This is a genomic window from Streptomyces enissocaesilis (genome assembly GCF_039533765.1).
GTDB classification, from domain to species: domain Bacteria; phylum Actinomycetota; class Actinomycetes; order Streptomycetales; family Streptomycetaceae; genus Streptomyces; species Streptomyces enissocaesilis.
In genome coordinates this window covers 58,260-82,320 of the sequence record NZ_BAAAUD010000011.1, presented here as the reverse complement: position 1 = coordinate 82,320, position 24,061 = coordinate 58,260, and the positions used below count along the sequence as shown (strand labels likewise).

Annotated in this window: 24 protein-coding genes and 2 pseudogenes; 12 read left to right on the top strand and 14 right to left on the bottom strand. The window is 72.0% G+C overall.

Annotated elements, in window-relative coordinates; translation table 11 throughout:
• Together ABD374_RS04375 and ABD374_RS04370 are read left to right on the top strand one after the other, a co-directional pair.
• Positions 1 to 241: pseudogene (locus ABD374_RS04375) on the top strand (hypothetical protein); the annotation flags it as partial.
• Between the two features lie 15 nt (positions 242 to 256).
• Entirely contained in the window at positions 257 to 1,021 is a 765-nt protein-coding gene (locus tag ABD374_RS04370; protein ID WP_344490893.1) for a bestrophin-like domain, read from the top strand.
• Here ABD374_RS04370 and ABD374_RS04365 read toward each other — a convergent pair.
• The gene (locus tag ABD374_RS04365) at positions 983 to 1,465 is read right to left on the bottom strand and encodes a hypothetical protein (protein ID WP_344490890.1); all 483 of its coding nucleotides are present in this window, start codon (positions 1,463 to 1,465) and stop codon (positions 983 to 985) included. The genes ABD374_RS04370 and ABD374_RS04365 overlap by 39 nt on opposite strands.
• 178 nt (positions 1,466 to 1,643) lie before the next feature.
• Between ABD374_RS04365 and ABD374_RS04360 the strand changes: the two genes are divergently transcribed.
• A complete protein-coding gene (locus tag ABD374_RS04360) occupies positions 1,644 to 2,210 on the top strand; it encodes a hypothetical protein (protein ID WP_344490887.1) in 567 nt (188 codons plus the stop codon).
• Positions 2,211 to 2,337: 127 nt separating this feature from the next.
• On the opposite strand, the gene ABD374_RS04355 is transcribed toward ABD374_RS04360, so the two are convergent.
• Positions 2,338 to 2,823 carry a hypothetical protein gene (locus tag ABD374_RS04355; protein ID WP_344490883.1) on the bottom strand — a complete coding sequence of 162 codons (486 nt, stop codon included), beginning with the start codon at positions 2,821 to 2,823 and terminating at the stop codon, positions 2,338 to 2,340.
• A 320-nt stretch (positions 2,824 to 3,143) separates the two neighbouring features.
• Here ABD374_RS04355 and ABD374_RS04350 point away from each other — a divergent pair, with 320 nt between their 5' ends.
• Entirely contained in the window at positions 3,144 to 3,806 is a 663-nt protein-coding gene (locus ABD374_RS04350) for a class F sortase (RefSeq protein WP_344490880.1), read from the top strand.
• A gap of 83 nt (positions 3,807 to 3,889) precedes the next feature.
• Here ABD374_RS04350 and ABD374_RS04345 read toward each other — a convergent pair whose 3' ends face one another.
• The 3 genes from ABD374_RS04345 to ABD374_RS04335 all read right to left on the bottom strand — a co-directional run bounded on the left by ABD374_RS04345 (position 3,890) and on the right by ABD374_RS04335 (position 6,342).
• Positions 3,890 to 4,741, bottom strand: a complete 852-nt coding sequence (locus ABD374_RS04345; RefSeq protein ID WP_425577127.1) for a polysaccharide deacetylase family protein — start codon at positions 4,739 to 4,741, stop codon at positions 3,890 to 3,892.
• 202 nt (positions 4,742 to 4,943) lie between these two features.
• On the bottom strand, positions 4,944 to 5,330 hold the full coding sequence (locus ABD374_RS04340) for a peptidase inhibitor family I36 protein (RefSeq protein WP_344490873.1): 387 nt from the start codon (positions 5,328 to 5,330) through the stop codon (positions 4,944 to 4,946).
• A gap of 64 nt (positions 5,331 to 5,394) precedes the next feature.
• On the bottom strand, positions 5,395 to 6,342 hold the full coding sequence (locus ABD374_RS04335) for a hypothetical protein (RefSeq protein ID WP_344490870.1): 948 nt from the start codon (positions 6,340 to 6,342) through the stop codon (positions 5,395 to 5,397).
• A 223-nt stretch (positions 6,343 to 6,565) separates the two neighbouring features.
• Between ABD374_RS04335 and ABD374_RS04330 the strand changes: the two are divergent.
• Positions 6,566 to 8,002: pseudogene (locus tag ABD374_RS04330) on the top strand (amino acid permease).
• A gap of 48 nt (positions 8,003 to 8,050) precedes the next feature.
• On the opposite strand, the gene ABD374_RS04325 reads toward ABD374_RS04330, so the two are convergent.
• Positions 8,051 to 9,229, bottom strand: a complete 1,179-nt coding sequence (locus ABD374_RS04325) for a CapA family protein (RefSeq protein ID WP_344490866.1) — start codon at positions 9,227 to 9,229, stop codon at positions 8,051 to 8,053.
• A gap of 272 nt (positions 9,230 to 9,501) precedes the next feature.
• Here ABD374_RS04325 and ABD374_RS04320 point away from each other — a divergent pair, with 272 nt between their 5' ends.
• Positions 9,502 to 10,035 (top strand): sigma-70 family RNA polymerase sigma factor, encoded by a 534-nt coding sequence (locus ABD374_RS04320; RefSeq protein WP_344490863.1) that lies wholly within the window; start codon positions 9,502 to 9,504, stop codon positions 10,033 to 10,035.
• 238 nt (positions 10,036 to 10,273) lie between these two features.
• Positions 10,274 to 10,741 (top strand): hypothetical protein, encoded by a 468-nt coding sequence (locus ABD374_RS04315; protein ID WP_344490904.1) that lies wholly within the window; start codon positions 10,274 to 10,276, stop codon positions 10,739 to 10,741.
• Here ABD374_RS04315 and ABD374_RS04310 read toward each other — a convergent pair.
• The 6 genes from ABD374_RS04310 to ABD374_RS04285 all read right to left on the bottom strand — a co-directional run bounded on the left by ABD374_RS04310 (position 10,717) and on the right by ABD374_RS04285 (position 17,695).
• Positions 10,717 to 11,958, bottom strand: coding sequence for a sensor histidine kinase (locus ABD374_RS04310; protein WP_344490860.1), 1,242 nt, complete (start codon positions 11,956 to 11,958; stop codon positions 10,717 to 10,719). The genes ABD374_RS04315 and ABD374_RS04310 overlap by 25 nt on opposite strands.
• Entirely contained in the window at positions 11,955 to 13,694 is a 1,740-nt protein-coding gene (locus ABD374_RS04305; RefSeq protein ID WP_344490857.1) for a sodium/solute symporter, read from the bottom strand. The genes ABD374_RS04310 and ABD374_RS04305 overlap by 4 nt, the downstream gene beginning before the upstream one ends.
• Entirely contained in the window at positions 13,695 to 14,036 is a 342-nt protein-coding gene (locus tag ABD374_RS04300) for a hypothetical protein (protein WP_344490854.1), read from the bottom strand.
• A gap of 126 nt (positions 14,037 to 14,162) precedes the next feature.
• Positions 14,163 to 14,447, bottom strand: a complete 285-nt coding sequence (locus ABD374_RS04295) for a hypothetical protein (protein WP_344490852.1) — start codon at positions 14,445 to 14,447, stop codon at positions 14,163 to 14,165.
• A gap of 127 nt (positions 14,448 to 14,574) precedes the next feature.
• Positions 14,575 to 15,351, bottom strand: a complete 777-nt coding sequence (locus tag ABD374_RS04290; protein WP_344490850.1) for a LytR/AlgR family response regulator transcription factor — start codon at positions 15,349 to 15,351, stop codon at positions 14,575 to 14,577.
• A 394-nt stretch (positions 15,352 to 15,745) separates the two neighbouring features.
• Complete coding sequence (locus tag ABD374_RS04285) at positions 15,746 to 17,695, bottom strand: SpoIIE family protein phosphatase (protein WP_344490902.1); 1,950 nt, start codon at positions 17,693 to 17,695, stop codon at positions 15,746 to 15,748.
• 339 nt (positions 17,696 to 18,034) lie between these two features.
• Here ABD374_RS04285 and ABD374_RS04280 point away from each other — a divergent pair, with 339 nt between their 5' ends.
• The 5 genes from ABD374_RS04280 to ABD374_RS04260 are packed head-to-tail and all read left to right on the top strand — an operon-like array spanning position 18,035 to position 21,888.
• A complete protein-coding gene (locus ABD374_RS04280; protein WP_344490899.1) occupies positions 18,035 to 18,871 on the top strand; it encodes a YndJ family protein in 837 nt (278 codons plus the stop codon).
• Positions 18,868 to 19,389: a DUF1990 domain-containing protein gene (locus ABD374_RS04275; RefSeq protein WP_344490847.1), complete on the top strand. Its 522-nt coding sequence runs from the start codon at positions 18,868 to 18,870 to the stop codon at positions 19,387 to 19,389. The genes ABD374_RS04280 and ABD374_RS04275 overlap by 4 nt, the downstream gene beginning before the upstream one ends.
• An 8-nt stretch (positions 19,390 to 19,397) precedes the next feature.
• Positions 19,398 to 20,819 carry a lipase maturation factor family protein gene (locus ABD374_RS04270; RefSeq protein WP_344490844.1) on the top strand — a complete coding sequence of 474 codons (1,422 nt, stop codon included), beginning with the start codon at positions 19,398 to 19,400 and terminating at the stop codon, positions 20,817 to 20,819.
• A 45-nt stretch (positions 20,820 to 20,864) separates the two neighbouring features.
• On the top strand, positions 20,865 to 21,341 hold the full coding sequence (locus ABD374_RS04265; RefSeq protein ID WP_344490841.1) for a hypothetical protein: 477 nt from the start codon (positions 20,865 to 20,867) through the stop codon (positions 21,339 to 21,341).
• 19 nt (positions 21,342 to 21,360) lie between these two features.
• Complete coding sequence (locus tag ABD374_RS04260; RefSeq protein ID WP_344490838.1) at positions 21,361 to 21,888, top strand: AAA family ATPase; 528 nt, start codon at positions 21,361 to 21,363, stop codon at positions 21,886 to 21,888.
• Positions 21,889 to 21,956: 68 nt separating this feature from the next.
• On the opposite strand, the gene ABD374_RS04255 is transcribed toward ABD374_RS04260, so the two are convergent.
• Together ABD374_RS04255 and ABD374_RS04250 are read right to left on the bottom strand one after the other, a co-directional pair.
• The gene (locus ABD374_RS04255; RefSeq protein WP_344490835.1) at positions 21,957 to 22,142 is read right to left on the bottom strand and encodes a hypothetical protein; all 186 of its coding nucleotides are present in this window, start codon (positions 22,140 to 22,142) and stop codon (positions 21,957 to 21,959) included.
• Positions 22,143 to 22,515: 373 nt separating this feature from the next.
• Complete coding sequence (locus ABD374_RS04250) at positions 22,516 to 24,012, bottom strand: SDR family NAD(P)-dependent oxidoreductase (RefSeq protein ID WP_344490832.1); 1,497 nt, start codon at positions 24,010 to 24,012, stop codon at positions 22,516 to 22,518.
• Between the last annotated feature and the right edge of the window lie 49 nt (positions 24,013 to 24,061).

Genomic DNA, 24,061 nt, shown 5'->3' with positions numbered 1-24,061 from the left:
ACCACCGCCCGTCCCCAAGCCCTCCGCCGCACCCGCCCTCGCGCCCACCCCCGCCCCCACCCCGACGCCCACTCCGTCCGCCCGGCCGAAACCGGCCGCCACCACCCCGGTCGCTGTTCCCGTGTACCGGAAAACCACCCGCAAGGAGCCCGCGTCCGGCCCGTCCCTGGTCTCCCTCACCCTCCTGGTCACGGCCCCCGCGGTATTCGCCGCCGCCGTGCTGCGTCCCCGATCCCGCTAGCCGACGGAGAACCCCATGTCGGAATGGCTCGTTCTGAGCATCGCGATGGCGGCCGCCTGCGCGGTCGTCCTCACCATCACGGTCATCAACCACCGCCGCGTCGGCGATGACGACGACCCGTCCGAGACGCCCGACGTCATCGAATACATGACGATGATGATCGGCGTGGTCTACGCGATCGTCCTGGGCCTCGCCATCGCCGGCGTCTGGGAGGGCCGCGGCGCCGCCCAGGAGTCGGTACGCCAGGAGGCCCAGGCCCTGCACGAGATCAGCGCCCGCTCGGAGGTCTACCCCGCCGAGGTCCGCGACCGCATCCGCGACGACGTCGAGGCGTACGTCACGCACGTCGTCAACACCGAATGGCGCCACATGGCCGACCACGGCAGCCTCACGGAGCGCGGCACCGAACTCCTCGACCACGTGCGCCGTGACGTCACCGACTACGTACCGAAGACCGACCACGAGGGTCAGGCCTACCAGCCCCTGGTCGACCAGGTGGCCGCGGTCGACGACGCCAGGAGCGCCCGGGGGCAGGGCGCGGAGGCCACCATGCCCGGCGTGGTCTGGTTCGGCCTGATCATCGGAGCCCTGGTGGCGGTCGGTCTGATCTTCACCCTCCAGATCCGCCGCACCCCGCGCGAACTCCTCCTGGCCGGCCTCTACAGCGCCCTGATCGCCTTCCTGCTCTTCCTCATCTGGGACTTCGACGCCCCCTTCGGCCGCGGCCTCTCGGCCACCGCCTCACCGCTCCTCGACCTGTTCCCGGACGCGTCCGGGTGATCCCGCCACCGGACGGCGTCCGTGTCCTCGATGCCCTCGATGCCCTCGGTGTCCTCGGTCTCCTCGGTTCGCCCGCCACGTCGCGTCGGCGGATTCCAGGGAAGCGGCGAAGGACTTTCCCTGACCCCAGCCGAACATGACCGTGGGCGGGTTTCCCGCGACCTGTCCGGCCGGCCGGGCGGCGAAGCCCCTCAGCCGGGCCGGGCCGGCGTCCGTCGCGAGGAAGACGTGGCCGTTCACGAGGGGCGTCGGTTCCCTGCTGAGGATCCCCACCACGTCGGCGAGCGCCACCGTGGCGTCCCTGTTCCCGCCGAGCTTGCCCAGGCGGCTGCGCCGGATCTCGGCACGGTCCTGGCGGAGGGCGGCCGTGGCCAGGTGGCCCTTGAACGTCAGGGGCTGCCGGGGCGGCGGCCGCAGGGCCGGATCTTCGCCGGAACGGGGCACCGCCCCAGTGTCACGGATCCCGGCGCTACGCCGGCCGGCCCGCCCCGATGCCCCATTTGCGCGACTGTGATCGCGCGCCGCCACCGTCGCTCCTAGCGTGTGGGGTATCGAGGAGCATTTCCTGCCATGTGTGGATAAAGATTCCGCCGCTGCCCCTCGAGGACCCGGAGGATTGTCCATGCGCGCGATACGTCTCACATCGGCCGCCGCGCTCGGCCTCGCCGCTCTCTCGTTCACCACCCCGGCCGCCACGGCCGTGGACGGCAAGGCGCCTGTGGTGTCCGGCACCGCCACACCTTCCACCATCGCCCCGGGCGGTCAGATCACTCTGGCCGTCACGGGCTGCAACGGTGACGCGATCGCGTCTTCCGCGGTGTTCGACCCCACCAGGATCCCCATGGGAGGAACGGCGACAGCCACGGTCGACTGGGACGCCAGACGCGGTGCCGTCTACCTCGTGACGTACGCCTGCAACGGTGAGACGGACACGTCGGACCTCACCATCACCGGCGGCTCCAGCCCGACGGCCAGCCCCACCAGCATGCCCACCGCCACGGCCACCACCATGCCCACCGGTATGACCACCACGCCGGCCGGCCCGGCCAGGGGCGGCGTGGGCGGCAGCATCGGCGGAATGAACGCGGGGGAGATCGCCGCGGGCGCGACGCTGGTCGTCGCGGCCGTGGGAGGTGCGGTCTTCGTGCTGCGCCGCCGCCGCAGCAGCACCGGTAACCGACAGCACTGACCGGCCGTGCGGCAGCCGGCCGCCCCACGCGCCCGTCGCCCCGCGTCCTGACGAGGACGCGGGGCGACGGCCGTTCACACGGATACGGACTTACGGACTTACGGGCCCACCGGCAGCCGGGCGGCGCTCAGACCCCGGCGTGGTTGAGGCGACGCCTGCGCACGATGAAGAGGCCGCCGCCGACGGCAGCCGTGGCGACAAGACCGGCCCCGACCTTCATCTCCGTGTCGGAGGGACCGAGAGATCCGCCGATACCGCCGTGCGCGCCGCGGCCCGCGAGGACGGTGAACTGGTGGGTCGCCACCATCGGGTTGTCGTTGCACTTGACGGCCAGGTTGTAGTGGCCCGGAGTGGCGTTGTGCTTGATCTTGGCGGTGGCGTACGACGTGGTGTCGCTGGCCGAGAGGCGAGCGGGCTTCTTGAAGGCGTTGGACGTGACGGTGCCGCCGTGACCGCACCCTGAGGCGCTGATCGTCATCACGGCGCCCTGGTGGACCGAGTACGGATTGACGTTGACGTTGCGCGGGCCGTTGGTGGCGGCAGCGGTGGGGGCGACGAGTCCGACCGCCGCGCAGGCCGTGACGGTCACCAGGCAGGCGCGTGGAACACGCATCGTAGAACCTCCATGGGCGGCGCCCCGGAGCGGTGCCCCGGGAAGGTCGACGAGAACGCCTCCCATGACGAACACTCACCTCGGTCCACCGATCCCGCATTTCGGGACTGGTCCACCCCGGTGAGGCGACACGCCGGTACGACGCGTCCGGAACTGACGGAGCTGCAGGTCACACACCGTCAGATATCTTGTACGACGAGTTACCCGAATGGGCCACGGATGGACCACCCGGGGCTGCCGCGCCACCCGTTCGCCCCTCACGTCTCGCCGCCCCCACCCCCCGCACTTAGCGTCCGTACAGACGCGTCGAAGGGAGCACCATGGGCCAGGAGTACAACGGCTCGGAGCCGAGGAAACGCTCACCGTGGGGGGTCCTGGCCCTCGTCATGCTCACCGGTCTCGCGCTGATGCGAAACGGCGTCGACGTCTCGCTCGGCCCCCCGCAGCCCGCCTCGGCCGCCGCCCTGGACTCCCCCCGCCCCGACACTCCCGAAGCCCCGGCCCTCACTCCCTCCGTCCAGCCCCTGCCGTACGCCCCGGCCTCCCGGATCCGCCTCCCCGACATCCGCGTCGACGCGCCCATCGTGGACGTGGGGCTCGACCCGGAGGGCTGGATCGACGCGCCGCCGCCGGAGGACGCCAACCTGGCGGGCTGGTACCAGAACGGTGTCTCCCCCGGTCAGCGGGGCACCTCGGTGATCGTCGGGCATGTCGACAACGCCGCCGGGCCCGCCGTCTTCTTCAACCTGGGCTCGCTCAAGAAGGGCCACCGCATCGAGGTGACCCGCTACGACGGCCGCGTCGCGATCTTCAAGGTCTACGGCGTGGAGGTCTTCTCCAAGGAGAACTTCCCCGGCCCCCGGGTGTACGGCGACACGGGCCGGCCGGAGCTGCGCGTGATCACCTGCGGCGGCGGCTACTCGAAGACGGACGGCTACACCGGCAACGTCGTCGCCTTCGCCCACCTGGTCGCCACCCGCTGACGGGCGGCGACCGGGGCGGGCATCCGGAGAACCGGAGAACCGGAGAACCGGGGACAGCGGTCAGGAGGGCGCCCGGAAGGCGTTCACGCCCGGGGCGCGGTGCCGGGCACCGTGATGCGGTAGCCCTCGTCGAGCAGTTGCGGCAGGTACGTCCGCAGCGCCGCCACGCTCTGCTGCCGGTTGCCCCCCGCGTCGTGCGAGAGCACCACCACGCCGGGGCCCGCGCCCTCGCGCACCCGGCGGACGATGGCCCTGGTGCCCGGCTCGCGCCAGTCCAGGGTGTCGACGGTCCAGCCCAGCGGCTCCATGCCCAGTTCCGCGCCGATCTCGAAGGAGCGGCGGTTCCAGGCTCCGTACGGCGCGCGGTACCAGTCGGGCGCGTCCCCGACGGTCCGCTCGACGATCTCGCTCGTACGCCCCAGCTCGGAGCGGATGCCGCCCGGTGACAGCCGTGGGATCAGCGGGTGGGACCAGGAGTGGTTGCCGACGACGTGCCCGTCGTCGGCCATCTCCCGCAGCAGGTCCCGGTTCTCGACGGCCATCTCCCCGCACACGAAGAACATCGCGCGTACGTCGTAGCGCCGCAGCGTGCGCAGGATGGCCGGGGTGTAGCGCGGGTCCGGCCCGTCGTCGAAGGTCAGCACCATGCCGCGGCCGGTCCCCGCCATCCGCAGGAAGGGCCGCCGGCGCACCGGCGGGCGCGCGAGCGCGGAGCTGGGCGGTGCGTACGCCGTCATGGGCCGCAGCCGGTACGCCGAGGCCCTGACCGGCGCGGTGGCCCGCGGCCCCGCTGCCGTCGGCGGCGACCCCGACGGGTAGCGCCCCGGGGCCTGGACCGGGTCCGGGCCGAGGAACCGCACGGCGGTGGCGACCCCGAGACAGGCGGTCAGGCGCAGCATCGCCCTCCGCCCGAATTTCATCTCATCCTTTTTCATGACTAACAGCTCGCATGGCCGCAACCGCCGGAGCCCGCCCCACACCGAGGGCGGGAGCCGAAGCACCCGATGGGACGAGCGGGAGCCGAAGCGGTTCGGGCCCGCCACCCGGATGGGTGGCGGGCCCGAAGCCTGCGAGAGGTACGGAAGTCAACGCCGTTCAACCCCGCGCGAGCGACGTGCGAAGGTCAGGCGCCCGGCCTCAGCCGCACGAGGTGGCGAAATAGACGGAGGCGTTCTCGTTGTACGTGTTGACCAGATTTCCGGAATCGCGGTAGTTGAACCCGTCCGAGGGGCCACCGTAATTGGAATAGAAGAACACCGTCGCCTTGCACTGCGACATGTTCTGCGCCGAGGCGGCATTGTTCTTCACGTACTGCCCCTGCCCTGCCCCGGAAGTCGTGAACTTGTATCCGGCGAGGTCAGGGACATTACGGTTCAGTGCGACGTGCGACCCGCCCAGGTTGGAATTGTAGTAGAGGCAGAACGTGCCACTCGCGCAGCTGGCCGCCTGGGCCGAGGTGGCCATCAGCGGGACGAGCAGTGCGGCTCCGAGTGCTGCGGCGGCTGCGGAAACAATACGCTTCATTGAAATTACTCCATTGTCTTCGGAACTATGACGTGGAAAAAGTTAATTCAGTCCGGACTGTGCGTCAACGGATTTCGAGAACGGAGGCCGCCCTCTTGAGTTGGCTGTTTTTCAACTTGAGCGCCGCCGAGAAATCCGACTTCTCCCGTGCGATCATGTCTTTCTGCAGAGCAGATTCCACGTCGAACCACACGCCGACGAGATTCGTTTTCCGCTTGCACTCAATATCAGCCAGTGCCGTCCTGCGCTCTTTCGAGGTGGGCGGCCCCTCTTGGAATCCGGGGTCGCTCATCGCGATCAGCGGATCGGGATACGAGTATCCCTTTTCCTTCATGCACGTGGACCAGGCTCCGAGCGCCCGCGCGACACGCTGGTCGGCCTTGGAGGCTGCCCAGCTTTCGAGATTGGCGCTCCGGGCCGCCTTGCCCGGGCCGAGTCGCCCGGACCCCCCGGATATCTTTTCCGCCGCTTCCCCGGCGCAACCGCCTTCCGGAACCGGCAGGCCGTTCACCCGAATTCCGTTCCCGCCACCGGCCTCGGACCCGATTTCCCCTTGCAGAGCCTTCATGAGCTCTTTCTTCTGCGGGGCGGTCAGTGACTTCGTCTGGGAATCGAGAGAGCGCGGGCGCGGAGTTTCGGCGAGCCGGTATCCGACGGCCTTCGCGTCTTTCTCGTTCGTTATCCCGTAACGGCGCTCCATGAGACTGCGAGGACCGGGCGGAGATCCAGGCGATTCGATGCCGTGGTTCAGCCCCAACCGTCGCAGGCACTTTCCCATGAGCTTGAACCGGGCTTCGTCCAGCCGGACCTGCTCCGCGTTCGAGAACAGGTAATCCTCTACGGGGAGATGCAGATCTTCGCTCTTCACCAGGGCGGGAGCACGGTCTTCGCGCTGCGTTCCGGAACCTGGTCCGGCCGATGAGCAGCCGACCGTCGACAAGGTAATGAAACAGGCAAGCGCGGCCGGACCCACGTAGCGCGGCTTACCTATGAAATATTTCTTCGCACCCAAAAGTCCAGCCCCCCGCGTACACCGGCGCCCCCGCCTTCGTTTCCGCTATCTAAGCACGAATCCAGCCCATGATCAACTACGTTTTCACCACCCTGCGGAACGGCGGACGGCACGGGCCGCCCCACTTCCGGCGGCCAATTGGCGTACGTCGCCTTTCGTCCCAGTCGCACTTGGGCCATCATGAGCCGCCATCAGCTGACAGCCGTCCGCAGAGGTATCAGTCATGGCAGAACTCCGGATGGGAAGAGGCGTGCTGCGCCGCAAGCCCATCGAACAGATCGAAGAGGGCGACGCGAGCGAGCAGCTCACCCGGACCCTGGGCCTCTGGCAGCTCACCGCGATCGGCGTCGGCGGCATCATCGGCGCGGGCATCTTCACCCTCGCCGGTACGGTCGCGAACGGCACGGCCGGCCCGGCGGTGCTGGTCTCCTTCCTGATCGCGGGCGTGGCGAGCGCGGCTGCGGCCTTCTCCTACGCCGAGTTCGCGGGAATGATCCCGAAGGCCGGCTCGGCGTACACCTACGGCTACGCGGTCCTCGGTGAGCTCGCGGGCTGGTTCATCGGCTGGGACCTGTTGCTGGAGTACACCGCGATCGTGGCGGTGGTCGCGATCGGCATCTCCGGCTACTTCAACTTCCTGGTCGAGGACATGGGCGCCGAGCTGCCCGTCTGGATGCTGGGCGCGCCCGGCACCGGCGAAGGCCACAAGGTCGACCTGTTCGCGGCGGTGCTGTGCCTGTTCATCGCGTACCTGCTGACGCTGGGCATCAAGAGCGCCGCGCGCTTCGAGACGGTCGTGGTGGTGCTGAAGGTCCTGGTCGTGCTGCTCGTGATCGTCGTCGGTTTCTTCCACGTCAACACCGGCAACTACAGCCCCTTCTTCCCGTTCGGGGTCGGCGGGGCCTTCACCGGTGCGGCGACGGTGTTCTTCGCGGTCTTCGGGTACGACGCCATGTCGACGGCGGCCGAGGAGTCCAAGGACGCGCAGCGCCACATGCCGAAGGCGATCCTGTACTCGCTCGCGATCTCGATGGTGCTGTACGTACTGGCCACCCTGGTGCTCACCGGCATGCAGAACTACACGGAGGTCGACCCGGAGAGCGGCTTCTCGACGGCGTTCCAGTCGGTGGGGCTCGGCGCGCTCGCGGACGTGATCGCGGTGGGCGCCATCATCGGCATCCTCACGGTGATGTTCACCTTCATGCTGGGTGTGACGCGGGTGTAGTTCTCGATGAGCCGCGACGGGCTGCTGCCCCACTGGTTCGCCAAGACGCACCCGAAGCGGCACGTGCCGGTCCGGGCGACCTGGATCGTGGGGGTCGCCTCGGCCCTGATCGCCGGGTTCCTGCCGATCGGCGAGGCGGCCGAACTGACCAACATCGGCATCCTGCTGGCGTTCGCCGTGGTGTGCACCGCGGTGATCGTGCTGCGCTACCGGCAGCCGGACCTGCCGCGCAGCTTCCGCACCCCCGGGATGCCGTTCGTGCCGGCGGTCGGGGTGGTGTTCTCGATCTGGCTGATCACGTTCCTGGCGTGGCAGACCTGGCTCCGCTTCGCCGCGTGGTTCGCGCTCGGCCTGGTCGTCTACTTCGCCTACTCGTACCGGAAGTCGGCGCTGGCGAAGACGCCGCCCGCGGTAGGGACGCGCGACGAGAGGTAACGGCGGGGAGCGGCGGCGGACCGTGGCGCCCGGGGGCAGCGGCTCCGGTCACTCCCCCATGGTCAGGCCGTCCTGGGCCGCGTCCCGGCCGAGGACGATCCGGCGGATCCGGTCGCGTACGTCCGTGTGGTCCGCGCCGCCCGCGATCGCCGCGTTGAGGTTCACCGCCCGCCCCTCCTGCGTGTCGAACCACTGCGGAACGAACTCCGCCCTGCGCACTTCCCAGCGCTGTCCCGGCCGCGCGGGCGGGGCGAAGGTGAAGCGGCCGATGGTGCCCTGGTTGCCGCGCGGGTCGTACGCGCCCGAGTGGTCGACCATCGCCCCGGCGATCTGGTCGCCCATGCCGTAGACGATCCAGGTGCCGTTGACCTTCTCGTACGCCTGCGGGACGTGCGCGTGCGTGCCGAGGACCAGGTCGATGTCGGGGCGCTCGCCGGTCTTCGACGCGGTGAGCGCCCTGCCGAGCTCCAGCTGCTGCTCGTCGGGGTCGTCCTGCCACTCCGTGCCCCAGTGCAGCGAGACGACGACCACATCGGCGCCCGCCTCCCTGGCCGCCCGCGCGTCGGCGACGATCTTCTCCCGGTCGATCAGGTTCACCGCCCACGGCCGCCCCTCGGGCAGCGGATAGCCGTTCGTGCCGTAGGTGTAGGCGAGCTGGGCGACCTTGGCGGTGCCGCCCTTCAGCCAGGCGGGCTTCCGGGCCTCGGCCGCCGTCCGCGCCGAGCCCGTGTGCTTGATGCCGGCCCTGTCGAGCGCGCCGAGGGTCCTGTCGACGCCCTCGGCGCCGGCGTCCAGGGTGTGGTTGGAGGCGGTGGAGCAGGAGTCGTAACCGGTGGCGCGCAGCCCCTCGGCCACCTCGGGCGGCGACTGGAAGTTCGGGTAGCCGGTGTACGGGCCGCCCTCGGGTCCGTACACCGTCTCCATGTGGCAGATCGCCAGGTCGGCCTCGGAGACGACCGACTTCACGCCGGTGAACATCGGCGCGAAGTCGTAGCCGTCGCCGCCCGCGTCGGCCCGGGCCTGCCGGATGATCGACGCGTGCGGGAGGACGTCGCCCGACGCGACGAGGGTGAAGCCGCGCTGCCCACGGCCCGCTCCGCCCGCCGCCTCCCGCTCCGGGGCGGACACGCGCGCCGTCGGCGGGCCGGTGCATCCGGTGTACGCGGTGACGCCCAGGATCAGCAGCGCGGCCGTGGCCGCCGCCCCCCGCAGCTTTCGCTTCGCCATCGGACCGACTTCCATTTTGTACGACTATGTGACAAGTGGATCCCTAGACCGTTCCCCGGCATGTCAAGCGACACGGCCGTCGCCGTCACCGGAACAGACGCACGATTGCGACCGTTCGTCGTGCCATTCGTCGCACCGTTCGACCGCTCACCGCACGGCCCCTGCCGCCCGTTCGGCCGCCGCTCCCCGCACCGCCGCGCATCCGCCGGGCGGCGGATATCTTCGCCGCCGTCCGGCCAACGGCCACCCGGTCTCCCGAAGGGACGTCAACGGTGCCTTCCTCCCTCGAACAGCACCTCCACGAACGAGCCATCGCCGACCTCCAGCGCGAACACGGAAGGGCGCTGTTCGGCTTTCTGCTGGGCCTCACGTACGGGGACCGCCAGCGCGCCGAGGACCTCCTCCAGGAAACCCTGGTACGGGCCTGGCAGCATCCGGAGGCGCTGTCGAGCGGCCACGGCTCGATGCGCCCCTGGCTCTTCACGGTGGGCCGCAGGCTCGCGATCGACGCCGGGCGGGCGAGGCGGGCGAGGCCGCACGAGGTCGGGTGCGACGTACTCGAACAGTCCGCGCTCCCCGACGACCACGTGGAGCGCTCGGTGACGGCTCTCGATGTGCGCGAGGCCGTCAAGGCGCTGCGGTGCGAGCACCGCGAGGTGCTGACGCAGGTCTACTTCCGCGGCCGGTCCGTGGCGGAGGCGTCCGAAGCTCTCGGCATACCGGCGGGCACGGTCAAGTCCCGTACGTACTACGCTCTGCGCGCCCTGCGTAAGGTGCTTCCCGGATACGGTCGCGACGCCGCCTGAGGCACCCTCGTCCCGCCCGTACCGCTGGACGCGTCCTTCCCCTCCCGCACCCGTGCAGAGCAGGGCGATTTCGAAACGACAGCGCCAAGTTGAGTAAAGACGGCCCGCTGTGCGTCTTCGAGAGTGAAAGCTCGGCGGTGCCCCCAGGAAACACAGAACAGATCAGTGCGGGAGAAGGTGGAGTGCTGTGCTGCCCGAGAGTACGAATGGCACCAGCGGAGAGAAGATCGCGGTACCGATGGCCTGGCTGTACGCCGAGTACATCGCCGACGAGCTGCTGCGGGCGGGCCATCTGGTCCCGTCCGGCACGCTGGAGTTCAGGGCCGGCCGGGAGACCCTGGCGCTCACCGTCTACCTCTCCGACAGCTCGGACGAGCTGTCGGGCATCCGCGTCGTCTCCGGCCTCGACGAGTGGCTCTCGCTCACCGCGTACGGCCATCCCTGGGAGTCATGGGTGCGGGAGCGGTTCGCCGACCGCACCGCCGGGGCCCGCCGCGGGGAGGTGACGGTGGTCAGCCCCGATCTGGAGCTGGCCCTGGCGTCATGGCGCTGGCTCAGCGGGACGGAGCTCCTCGCCGCCGACCTCGGCGGCGCGCTCCCCCCGCACTGGGCGGCGGATCCCGGCGTGGACGAGAGCGAGCAGGTGTGGACCCCGGCCTGGCAGCTGGGGCTGCCGCTCGGTCATCTCGCCATCCACCTCTTCTGATCACGCTCATGACCGGGCCCGGCCGGATGCACCCCCGCGCGGTACTTGGGGAACCGCAGCGTGATCTTCATGCCCGCGCCCACACCCGTCTCGATCACGAGGCCGTGGTCGTCCCCGTACACCTGGCGCAGCCTCTCGTCGACGTTGGACAGGCCGATGCCGGACGAGGTGGTCTGCTCGCCCGCGAGGATCCGCCGCAGCCGCTCCGGGTCCATGCCGACGCCGTTGTCCTCGATGACGACCACGGCCTCGGCGCCCGCGTCCCGGGCGGCGATGGTGACCTTGAACTCGTCCCTGGAATCCTCCAGACCGTGCTTGACGGCGTTCTCGACGAGCGGCTGGAGGCAGAGGAAGGGCAGCGCGACCGGCAGCACCTCGGGGGCCACCTGGAGCGTCACCTTGAGGCGGTCGCCGAAGCGGGCCCCGGCCAGAGCCAGGTACTGCTCGATGGAGCGCAACTCGTCGGCGAGGTGGGTGAAGTCGCCGTGCCGGCGGAAAGAGTAGCGGGTGAAGTCCGCGAATTCCAGGAGCAGTTCGCGGGCGCGCTCGGGGTCGGTGCGGACGAACGAGGCGATGGCGGCGAGCGAGTTGAAGATGAAGTGCGGCGATATCTGGGCGCGCAGGGCGCGGATCTCCGCCTCGACGATCCGGGTGCGTGAGCGGTCGAGCTCGGCCAGTTCCAGCTGTACGGACACCCAGCGGGCCACCTCGGTGGCGGCTCTCGCCAGGACGGCCGACTCCCGTGACCCGTACGCGACGAGCGCGCCCAGCACCCCTTCCTCACCGGTCAGCGGCGCGATCACCACCCACCGCAGCGGGCACTGGAGGTCGACGCAGTCGCTGCGCAGGCTCTGGCTCCGCCCGGAGTCGAGCATCTCCCGTACCCGCCGCATCACCAGCTCCCTGTGGTGATCGCCGCCCGGCCCGTCCCACGCGAGCACGGACTCGCGGTCGGTGAGGCACAGCGCCTCGGTGCCGAGCAAAGAACGCAGCCGGCGGGCGGCCTTGCGGGCGGTGTCCTCGGTGAGGCCGGCGCGCAGCGGGGGCGCGGCGAGCGAGGCGGTGTGCAGGGTGTGGAAGGTGGCGCGCTCGACGGGCGTCCCGAGGTCGAGGTCCTCGCCGCGCCCGCGGCCGGCGGTGACCCGGCCGAGCACGACGCCCACGGCGAGGAGTACGGCGCCGGCGGCGGCCAGCGACGCGATGTCGATTCCGGTCATCGGCGCCCGCCCGCTCCCGTGTCGGCCTTCGTCATCAGGTCCTCCGGCAGGTGAAGTCTGGCCAGGGTGGCGGCGGTCGAAGCAGGTACGCGGTCACGGGTCGCCAGCGACACCAGGACCATCGTCAGGAAACCGAGCGGCACCGACCAGACGGCGGGCCAGGCCAGCAGCGAGTGCGGCCAGCCGTCCGCCGGGAGCCCCGCCCTGGTCGCCATGACGGCGGTCAGCGCGGCCCCGCCGCCGACGACCAGACCGGCCACGGCGCCCGGCGGAGTGAGCCCCCGCCACCAGATGCCGAGGACGAGGAGCGGGCAGAAGGAGGACGCGGACACGGCGAAGGCCAGGCCCACGGCGTCGGCGACCGGCACGTCGACCGTCATGACGCCCAGGCCGAGCGGCACCGCCATGGCGATGACGGTGGCGAGGCGGAAGTGCCGTACGCCGCGGGGCGGGAGGACGTCCTGGGTCAGGACGCCCGCGACCGACATGGTCAACCCCGACGCGGTGGACAGGAACGCCGCGAACGCCCCGCCCGCGAGCAGCGCCCCGAGCAGGTCGCCGCCGACGCCGCCGATCATGCGGTCGGGCAGGACGAGGACGGCGGCGTCCGCCTCCCCCGTGAGGGACAGTTCGGGGGCGTAGATCCGGCCGAGCGCGCCGTACACCGGGGGCAGCAGGTAGAAGACCCCGACCAGGCCGAGGACGACGAGGGTGGTGCGGCGCGCGGCGGTGCCGTTGGGGCTGGTGTAGAAGCGCACGGCGACGTGCGGCAGCCCCATGGTGCCGAGGAAGGTGGCGAGGATCAGTCCGTACGTCGCGTACAGCGGGTGCTCCTCGCGGCTGCCGGCCGGCGGCTGGGACCAGCTGGACGCGCCCGTCCGCTCGGTGCCCGCCTTCTGCGGGACCTGGGCGTGCGCGGGAAAGCCCAGCCGCGTGCCCGCGCCGATGCGGTGGACACCCGCGTCGAGGGCGAGGGACGCGCCGTCGTGGCGCCGGCCGTCGACGGTGCCGGTGGCGGTGACGCGCAGCGGCCGGGCGAGGTCGATGCGTACGGTGTCGTCGATCCGCACCTCCGTGTACGCGCGGAAGGTCGCGGGCTCCGCGAACCGGGCGCGCGGGGCGTCGTCCCCCAGCCACGCGGCGGTGAGGAAGAGCGCGGGCACCAGCAGTGCGGTGAGCTTGAGCCAGTACTGGAAGGCCTGCACGAAGGTGATGCTGCGCATCCCGCCCGCCGCCACCGCCCCGGTCACCACGAGCGCCACGACGAGGCCGCCGACCCAGTCGGGCGCTCCGGTGAGGATCTCCAGGGTCAGGCCGGCGCCCTGGAGCTGGGGCAGCAGGTAGAGCCACCCGATGCCGACGACGAAGAGACTGGCGAGCTTGCGGACCTGCGGGGATTCGAGGCGGGCCTCGGCGAAGTCGGAGAGGGTGTACGCCCCGGAGCGGCGCAGCGGGGCCGCGACGAGGACGAGGAGGACGAGGTACCCGGCGGTGTAACCGACCGGGTACCAGAGCATTTCTGGGCCCTGGAGGAGGACCAGGCCCGCGATGCCGAGGAAGGAGGCGGCGGAGAGGTACTCGCCGCTGATGGCGGCGGCGTTCAGGCCGGGCTTGACGCTGCGGGACGCGACGTAGAAGTCCGAGGTGGTGCGGGATATGCGCAGGCCGAGCGCGCCGATGAGCACGGTGGCGAGCACGACGGCGGTGACGGCGGCCACCGCGTACGCCTGGTTCACTCAGCGCCCTTCGACGAGCCTGCTGAACGCCCGCTCGTTGCGCTCCGCGCGCCGGACGTACCAGCGGGCGATCAGCCACATGACCGGGTAGACCGCCACGCCGAGCGCCGCCCAGACGAAGGGGGCGGGCGAGGGCAGGTCGGAGGCGGTGAAGACCTCCGGCAGCGCGAAGAGCAGGGGCAGCGAGCCGACGAGGAGCGTGAGCGCGCCCAGCGAGATCAGTGCCGTCCGCAGCTGGCTGCGCATCAGGGAGCGTACGTACGTCGCTCCCAGGGAGGTCTGCTCGGTGATCTCGGAGCGCGCCGGGGCGTGTCCGGGCGGCCGGCGGGCGCCGCGGGGCACTCCGGTGACGGTTTCGCGGCGAGGCCGCGGCCGGGCTGGCGGCGGGGCCGCGGGCGGTTGGTCTGGCGGCGGCTGGTCTGGGGACATCGGCGCGAGTCTACGCAGCGGTGATCACGGTGGGTAGGGTCAGCGGCCGAGCCGGGGGCGGCCGGTCGTGCGAGCGCAGTCGCGCAGCGCGAATTCCAGCTCGACGTACGACTCCTCGGCCCTGCGGAAGGCGATCTCCAGGGCGGCGGCGGTGCGCGGCCCGGCGATGCTCCGCGCGGACTCCTGCACCTCGTACAGCACATCGGCCCAGCGGCCCGCCGCGCTCCTGACCCCGGCCAGCAGCGCTTCGAGGTCGCGTGCGTCGGACGGCCGGGCCGGCGGCAGGCCGCGGAGCTCCTCCAGCAGTGCGTCGAGTTCGGACATCGGGCTCCTCGGGACGGTGGCCCGACCGAGCGTAGGCGAGGCGCGGGGCGACGCGGACCGTCGGCGGGTCCGGGTCGGCGGGCGGCAGCCGTACGGCGGTGAACGGCGGCCCGGACAGGGCCGGCGGTCAGCCGCGCGCGCGGCGCATCAGCAGGTCGCGGAGCTCGCGCGCGTGGCGGCGGCTCACCGCGAGTTCGGCGTCGCCGACGCGTACGGTCGTCGCCCCGGCGTCCAGCCGCAGTTCGTCGATGCGACCCAGGGCGACGAGGTGGCGCCGGTGGATCCGGACGAAGCCGCGGGCGGCCCAGCGCTCCTCCAGGGTGGAGAGCGGGATGCGGACGAGGTGGCTGCCGGCGTGCGTGTGGAGGCGGGCGTAGTCGCCCTGGGCCTCGACGTACGCGATGTCGCCGATCGGGATGAAGCGGGTGACGCCGCCCAGTTCGACGGGGATCTGGTCGGCGGCGGTCTGCGGCAAGGCGGCGGGCGGGGGCGCCGCCATGGGCGCGCGGCCCGCTTCGACCTGGTCGCAGACGCGGCGCACCGCCTCGGCGAGGCGCTCCCTGCGGACCGGCTTGAGCACGTAGTCGACGGCCTTGAGGTCGAAGGCCTGGACGGCGAAGCCCTCGTGGGCGGTGACGAAGACGATGAGCGGCGGGCGGGCGAACCCGGCGAGGAGCCGGGCGACGTCGAGGCCGGTGAGTCCGGCCATGTGGATGTCGAGGAAGACGACGTCGATGGCGTCGTCGCCGTCGGGTCCCGCGTCGAGTGCGCGGTTGATCCGGCGGAGGGTCTCGGTGGCGTCAGTGGCCCCTTCGGCGCTGCGGACGCGGGGGTCGGCACGCAGCAGGTAGAGGAGTTCCTCCAGCGCCGGTCGTTCGTCGTCGACAGCCAGTGCACGCAACATGGTCCGGAGTGTAGGAGCAGCCGGGGTGACCTGGACATACGGGCCCGGCCTTCTTTCGCGTCCGGCCGGCCCGCCTCCCGGTGCGGGCGGAACCCCCGTGGATTCCGTCTCCGAGGCCGGGCGGCCGGTTGCCCGACGTGCGCCGTGCGGCTCGGCGAGTTCGCCGGGAGCGAGCCGGCGCCGGCCGCGTAGGCCCGCCCCGGCGGGAGCACCGGCGTACGCGTCGTGCCCGAGCGGCCACCGCCCGGTCTGCTGGACCGGCTGCCCGCCACGGCGCCGGTCGTCGCCGGATCCGTGACGGCAAGGGCGGTGGCGGCGTGGTTCAGCGGTACGCGGCCACCGGGGTCCCGGCGTCCGTGGCGCTTCCGTTGCCGAACAGTGCGGTCAGGAGTGTTCAAAGCCGGTCGGGCACGACGAACTCGCACCAGACGCACTTGCCGCTCCCCCGCGACTCCACGCCCCACACGTCCGCCAGCCGGTCGACCAGCATCAGCCCCCGCCCCGACACGCCCGCCTCGCCCGCCTCCCGGCGGCGCGGCAGCGCGCTGGAGCGGTCCTCCACCTCGATCCGCAGCCTGCGCTGCGCCCCGGCCAGCACCCGGGCGGTGACGACGGCCCCGCCGTCGGTGTGCAGCAGCGCGTTGGTCATCAGCTCGTCGGCGGCCAGCTCGATCTCGTCCGCGCGCTCCCGGGCGCCCCAGGCCCGTACCGCCGCGCGGACCATGTGCCGCGCCGAGCTGAGGGCCTCGGGGTCGTTCTGCGCGACGTGCTGCTGGAGGCGTCCGCCCGTCTGCGGTACGTCCACTCCCCCGCGGCGCAGGAGCAGCAGCGCCACGTCGTCCTCGCCGCCCCGCTCGTCGACCACTTCGCACAGCGTGTCGGCCAGCTGCTGGAGGTCCTGGGGGCCGGTGCGGATCAGGGCGGACAGCATCCGCATGCCGTCGTCGAGGTCCGTGCCCGGCAGTTCCACGAGACCGTCGGTGCACAGCACCAGGGTCTGTCCCGGGTCGAGTTCGACGGTGGTGACCGGGTATTCGAGCTGCCCGAACTCCGCGGAGAGGCCGAGCGGCATGCCGCCGGCGACGGGCAGCCTGCGGCACGCGCCGTCGGCGTGGCGCAGCAGCGGGTCGAGGTGCCCGGCCCGGACGACCTGCATCACTCCGGTGGTCAGGTCGGCCTCGGCGTACGTACAGGTGGCGAAGCGGTCGGTGTCCAGCTCGTCGAGGAAGACGGAGGCGCGGGCCATCACCGTCGCGGGGGTGTGCCCCTCCGCGGCGTACGCGCGCAGCACGATGCGCAGCTGCCCCATGACGGCGGCGGCGTGGGTGTCGTGGCCCTGTACGTCGCCGATGACCGCGCCGACGCGTCCGTTCGGCAGCGGGATCACGTCGTACCAGTCGCCGCCGATGTCGCGGCCGAGGCGGGCCGAGCGGTAGCGGACCGCGATCTGGGCGCCGGGGACGGAGGGGATGCGGCGCGGCAGCATGGCCTGCTGGAGACCTTCGGCCAGGTCCTTGTCCTGCTCGAAGAGCATGGCCCGCTGGAGGCTCTGCGCGATGCTGCTGCCCAGCGCGATCAGGACGTTGCGCTCGTCGGGGGTGAATCCGTCCCGGTCGCTGTAGAGCAGGCCGAGCGCGCCGACCGGGCGGGCCTGGGCGATCAGCGGCATGTAGGCGGCCGAGGTGATGCCGAGCCTGCTGATGTGCGGCCACAGGACCGGGTAGGAGGCGGCGAATTCCTCCGGCGACTCGATGAAGCGGGGCACGAGGGTACGGACCACCTCGCTCATCGGGTACTGCTCGTCGATGCGGGTGTAGCGGGTGCCGGGCACGAAGGAGCCTTCGGGGCCGTCGGCGACGAGATGGATGCGGCCGGCCTCGACCAGCCCCATCACCAGGCTGGCCGCCCCCAGGCTCTCCAGGCTCTGGGAGTCGTTGAGCGCGTCGATGACGTCCTTCACGGTGCGCGCGTGGGCGAGGGCGGCCGTGGTGCCCTCGACGATGCTGGTCCTGCGGCGCCGATGCGCGTCCTGTACGAGCCGGTCGGCGGCTTCGGCGAGCTCCTGGGTGGCGTCGCGGACGATGCCGGTGATGCGGCGCGGCCGGCCGGTGACGTCGCGGTGTATGCAGCCCTGGGTGTGGGTCCAGCGCAGGACTCCGTCGCGGCGGCGGATGCGGAAGTAGGCGCCGTACGTGGAGCTGCCGTTCTTGAGCGCCTCGGAGACCAGGGTGTCCAGCCGGACGGCCTCGGCGGGGTGCACACGCACCGCGAGCTCCTCCGGGCGGCCGGTGTACTCGTCACGCCGCAGGTCGAACACGCCGAGGGCGGAACCGCCCATCCGCATGAGTCCGCTGTCGAGGTCCCAGTCGAATCCGCCCAGGCCGAGCGCGGGCCCGTACGCCTCGACGAAGCAGCACGTCACGCCGGATTCCCGCTCCTCGCAGCAGCATCTTCCCGCCGCCTCCTCACCACCCCCTGCGCCCGCGTCCATGCGCCCCACGCTAGGCGCAGCCCGGGAGGCGCGCATGCGGGACGGCGGTCCGCGGAGCGGCCGGGGAGCGCCCGCCGGGCCCGCTCCGGCTGCCCCGGTCCCCGCGCCCCCAGCGACTTGAACGCGTTCAAGAAGTGCCGTACGGTCACCCGGGGAAGCGAATTGAACATGTTCAACTCTGGGGGTTCCACGATGTCCGTGCTGGTCGGTCTGATCGTGATGCTCGGCATGCTGGTCGTCCTCCCCCTGGGGCTGCGCCTCGTCGGCTCGCCCGCGCTCCACCGCATCCGGCGGCTGTGGCCGCTGCTCGCGGCGCCCGGGGCCGCCGCCCTGTGGCTGCCGCGCGGCGGGACCGCGGCCGCCCTCGCCGCGGTGTACGCCCTCGGCACGCTCGCTCTCGCGCTGCACGCCCCGGCCCGGCTCCTGCGCACGCGCTCCCTCGCCCCGGCCGAGATCGCCGTGCTCACCGCGCTCGCGGCGCCCTCGGTCGCCGGACTCGCCCTGGTCGCCGAGCGCGGCGGACACGAGCTCTTCGGCTTCGACCTCGACATCCTGGCGCTCACCGTCCCGCACTTCCACTTCGCCGGCTTCGCCGCCGCACTGGTGGCGGGGCTCGTCTGCCGGGCGGCCGCACAGCGGCCCGCCGGCCGGTTCGCGGCGCTGAGCGTGCCGCTCGGCACCCTGCTGGTCCTCGCCGGGTACTTCGTCGACGACTGGGCCGAGCTCGCCGGAGCCGTCGTACTCACCGCCGGCATGTGGGCGGTGGCGCTGCTGACCTGGCAGGACGTACGCGACGACGGGCAGGACCGGACGACCCGCACGCTGCTCGCCGTCTCGGCCGCCGTCCTGGTCGCGACGATGCTGCTCGCCCTCAGCTGGGCGCTCGGCGAGGCGACCGGCCTTCCGCACCCCGGCCTGGCCTGGATGGCCGCCACCCACGGCCTGGGCAACGCGCTGGGCTTCGCACTGTGCGCGGTGCTGGCCTGGCGGCGGCTCGACCGGCCACTCGACGAGGAGAACACCGCATGAGCACCTTCACCTACCCCGAGACCGGCGCCACCCGGCAGGAGACCCTGCCCGCCGGCTACCACCACCTGCGCCACCGCGTGCCCGTGGGCACGGGACGCGCCGCCTTCGAGACGGCGGGCAGGGCGGTGACCACCTGGCGGCTGCACCGCGCGTCGGGCGTGAAGGTACGGGCCGGCGCCGCGCGGGCCGAGCCCGGTGCGGTCGTCGCATGCGCGATCGGCGTCGGGCCGCTGCGGCTGGCCGCCCCGTGCGTGGTGGTCTGGACGGCGTACGAGAAGGACCGGACCGGGTTCGCGTACGGCACGACCGGCGGGCACCCGGAGTGCGGCGAGGAGTCGTTCGTCGTGGAGCTGGCGGACGACGGGACGGTGTGGTTCACCGTCACCGCCTTCAGCCGCCCGGCCCGCTGGTACACCCGGCTCGCCGGACCCGTCGTGCCCGTCTGCCAGCTCTGGTACGCCCGCCGCCTCGGCAGGACCCTCCGGCGGATCGCCACGGGAGCCCCCGTACGCCGATAATGGACGGGATGGAGTGGTTCACCGAGCCCGACTACTGGCTGAGCCGGCTGGTCTTCCAGCGGGGCCTGGCCGCCGTGTACCTGGTGGCCTTTCTCACGGCGGCGCTGCAGTTCCGTGCGCTGATCGGCTCCCGGGGCATGCTGCCGGTGCCCGAGTACCTGCGGCGCGTGTCGTGGCGCCACTCGCCCACCCTCTTCCGGCTCCACTACTCGGACCGCTTCTTCGCGGGGTGCGCGTGGGCGGGCGTGCTGCTCGCGGCGGCGCTCGTCGCGGGCGCGGCGGACCGGCTGCCGCTGTGGACCGCGATGCTGATGTGGGCGGCGCTGTGGGCGCTGTACCTGTCGATCGTCAATGTCGGGCAGATCTGGTACGGCTTCGGCTGGGAGTCCCTGCTCCTGGAGGCCGGTTTCCTGGCGGTCTTCCTCGGCAACGAGCGCACCGCCCCGCCCGTGCTGGTGCTGTGGCTGCTGCGCTGGGTGCTGTTCCGGGTGGAGTTCGGGGCCGGGCTGATCAAACTCCGCGGCGACCTGTGCTGGCGGAAGCTTGCCTGCCTGGACTTCCACCACGAGACGCAGCCGATGCCGGGCCCGCTGAGCTGGTTCTTCCACCACCTCCCGAAGCCGCTGCACCGCGTCGAGGTGGCGGCCAACCACGTGACCCAGCTCCTCGTCCCGGTGCTGCTCTTCACCCCGCAGCCGGTCGCGGGCGCGGCGGCCGGCGTGATGGTCCTGACCCAGCTGTGGCTGGTGCTCTCCGGCAATTTCGCCTGGCTGAACTGGCTGACGATCGTCCTCGCGCTGTCGGTGACCGACTTCTCGCCCTGGACCACCGCGCCCGCCCTGCCCGCTCCCCCGCTCTGGTACGCGGTGCTGGTCGTCGCCGTCACCGCGCTGCTGCTGGCCCTCAGCCACCGGCCCGCGCGCAACCTGTTCTCGCGGCGCCAGGCGATGAACCGCTCGTACGACCCGCTCCACCTGGTCAACGCGTACGGCGCGTTCGGGAGCATCAGCCGCGTCCGCCAGGAGATCGTCGTCGAGGGTACGGACGAACCCGTGGTGCACCGGGGCACGGTGTGGCGCGCGTACGAGTTCAAGGGGAAGCCCGGCGACCCGCGCAGGCTGCCGCGCCAGTTCGCGCCGTACCACCTGCGCCTCGACTGGATGATGTGGTTCGCGGCGCTCTCCCCCGCCTACGCGCGCGTCTGGTTCGATCCGTTCGTCGAGCGGCTGCTCACGGGCGACCCCGCGACGCTGCGGCTGCTGCGCGTCAACCCCTTCCCCGACGCCCCGCCCACCTACGTCCGGGCCCGTGTCTACCGCTACCGCTTCACCACCTGGCGCGAACTGCGGGCCACGCGCGCCTGGTGGGGCCGTACGCTCGTACGCGACTTCCGGCCGCCGACGGCTCTCGCCCGCAGGGCGCCGTCCTGACAGAATCGGCCGTCCGGAACGCTGGACAGCGAGGGGGCGGGGACGATGACGGCGGCGGGAGCGTTCGACGCGGCCACCGGTGACGGGCCCGCGCCCGCCGCGCCGGACGGGCGGCGGGCCGCCGAGGTGCGGGTCGCGTTCGAGGGGCTGATGCAGATCAGGCGCCTGACGAACACGGAGACCGACGATCCCGAGGCCGTCCCCGCCGCCTGGGAGGTCAACCAGGCCGTGCGGTCGGTGGCCCTGGCCCTGGAGGCGGCGGGCATCGCCCCCTCCGCCGTCGACGAGGCCGGTGCGCGCGCCGCGACCGGCTACCGCGTCGGCCCCGGCGAGCGTCCCGGGACGGTCCGGGTGGAGTGGCTCGGCCCGCCGGGCAGCGGCGCCGCCCAGGAGGAGCAGGAGGCGCTGACCGGGTGCGCCGCCGAACTCGGCCGTCTCGGCTGGACGGCCCTGCTGTACCGGGGGCCGCGGCGGCGGCGCTTTTTGGAGGTCGAGCCCCCGGCCGCCGGCCGCCCGCGCTGAACGACCCGGCCGACGGCCGGTGCGGGGAGCCGGGAAGACGACGCTCGTCGAGGAGTTGCGCCGGCGCCTGCCGGACGCTCTGGTCTTCGACCCCGAACGGGTCGGCTGTCTGCTCCGCGACATCGTCGAGGTGCCGACCGGCGACTTCCAGGACCTGCCGCTGTGGCGCCGCCAGGTGGCCGGTCCGGCCGTGGACCTGCTCGAAGCGTACGGGCGCCCCGTGCTCGTGCCGATGACGCTGGTCGATCCGCGGTACGCGGCCGAGATCTTCGCCGGTCTCCAGGACGCCGGTGCGAGCGTCCACCACTTCTTCCTCGAGGTCTCGCCCCAGGAGCTGGCCCACCGCATCGACGCCCGCGGTGTCGCGCCGGACGATCCCGAATGCTCCGAGAACGCCCGGTTGTGGTGCAGGGCCCGGATCCCCGAGTGCGTGGCCGCCCTCGGCACCCTGCCGCCCGACACCGTCCTCCTCGACGGCGAACTGCCCTCACGGAAGCTGGCGGACGAGGTGCTGGCGTATGTCGCCGGTACGGGCGCCGCGCGCTGACCGCCGTCGTTCCGCTGCCGGACCGAGTCGGTCCGGCAGCGGAACGACGGCGGAGGACGGCGCCCCGCTCAGTCGATTCCCGGGAGGATGTGCGGCTCCGCCAGGTCCTCTTCGTACCCCGCCAGCCTGATCGGGGCCGACCGGGACCACACTTCGAGGCTGCCGAGCTCATCGGGCCGTCGGCGTCGGGCCTGACCGGCCCCTTCGCCACATTCACGCAGCCGATTGTCGTGTTTTGTCATCTCTGGTGTCACCGCGCACTCCTCTGTGTCGCGTAACCCGTCGGACGTGGTGCCACGGCCTCCGCCGGTGGCCACCGGTGACGACCGGATGCCCGACGGGTCAGGAAAGTTGGGGCAGTTCGGTCGCGGTGGCGCCGGTTACTCACACTGGAGTGGCCTTGGTGGGCTGTCCGTGACCAACAGAGTACCCATATGAGCACGCTTCTGCTCGATGGATTCCGCCACCTTTCGGCCTGTCGCTCCCGCCGCACGGACGGGCCGGGGCCGGCCGAGGACCGGCGGCCGGTCCCGGGGAGGGGCCCCGACGCAGAAGTCCGGTGGGCGAAGGCGCATATGACGCGCCTTCGCCCACCGGACCTCCGAGCACCGGGCCGCTGCCCGCTTCCTACCAGTTGGCGGGGGCGTAGTCCTTGAGGAAGACGCCGAAGAGGTCTTCGCCGTCCTCGCCGCGCACGATCGGGTCGTAGACGCGCGCCGCGCCGTCGATCAGGTCGAGCGGGGCGTGGAAGCCCTCCTCGGCGAGCCGCATCTTGTCGGGGTGCGGGCGCTCGTCGGTGATCCAGCCGGTGTCGACGGCGGTCATCAGGATGCCGTCGGTCTCCAGCATCTCCTGGGCGCTGGTGCGGGTGAGCATGTTCAGCGCGGCCTTGGCCATGTTGGTGTGCGGGTGGCCGGCGCCCTTGTAGCCGCGGCTGAAGACGCCCTCCATCGCGGAGACGTTCACGACGTACTTGCGCCGGGCGGCGGCCGCGGCCATCGCCGGACGCAGCCGGCTGATCAGGATGAACGGCGCCGTCGAGTTGCACAGCTGCACTTCGAGCAGCTCGACCGGATCGACCTCGGAAACTGTCTGAATCCAGCTGTTGGTGTCGTCCAGGTCGGGTACGAGCCCGCCCGCGTCGATCGCCGTGCCCGCTTCGATCCGGGCGAGGGACGTCGAGCCCGTGACCAGGGCCAGGTCGGTGACCTGCTGGGCCGTGAGTCCCTCGGGGCGAGCCGTGGGCAGGGAGAGCTGGGCGCCGGAGCCGAAGGCGCCGATGACCTCGGCGGCGGGCAGCTCACCGGCGGGCAGCGGGGCGGACTCGGCGCCGATCAGCTCGCTGTACGCGCGGGGGGAGCGGCGTACCGTCTGCGCGGCGTTGTTGATCAGGATGTCGAGCGGGCCCTCGGCCGCGACCGAGTCGGCGAGCGCCACGACCTGGGCCGGGTCGCGCAGGTCGATACCGACAATCTTGAGGCGGTGGATCCACTCGTCGCTGTCCGGCATCGCCTTGAAGCGGCGGATCGCGTCGTTGGGGAAGCGCGTGGTGATCGTGGTGTGCGCGCCGTCGCGCAGCAGCCGCAGCGCGATGTACATGCCGATCTTGGCGCGGCCGCCGGTGAGCAGGGCGCGCCGGCCGGTCAGGTCGGTGCGGGCGTCGCGGCGGGCGCGGTTCTCGGCGGCGCACTTCTGGCACAGCTGGTGGTAGAAGGCGTCGACCTCGACGTACCGGGTCTTGCAGATGTAGCAGGACCGGGGGCGCTGGAGTACGCCCGCGATCTCGGCGGTGGCCGAGGAGGACGGCAGGAGGCCCTGTGTCTCGTCGTCGATGCGCTCGGCGGAGCCGGTGGCGGTGGCGTGGGTGACGGCCCGGTCGTGGGCGGTCTTGGCGGCGCGGCGCTCCTGGCGGCGGCGCTGCTTCACGGTCCGGTAGATGCCGGCGGTGGCGCGGCGTACCGCGATGGCGTCGGGGTGGTCGACGTCCAGCTTGTCGAGTTCGTCGAGCACGCTCAGGCAGACGGCCATACGGTCCGGGTCGATGCCGGGGCCGAACACCGGGCTGTCCTGGTCGCCGTCCGGGGTGCCGCCGAACGCCGCCGGACTGTCCTCTGTCACCGTCATCGCCGCTGCTGTCCTCGTGTCGCTCGTGCTGGGAAGTACAAAATCCGAA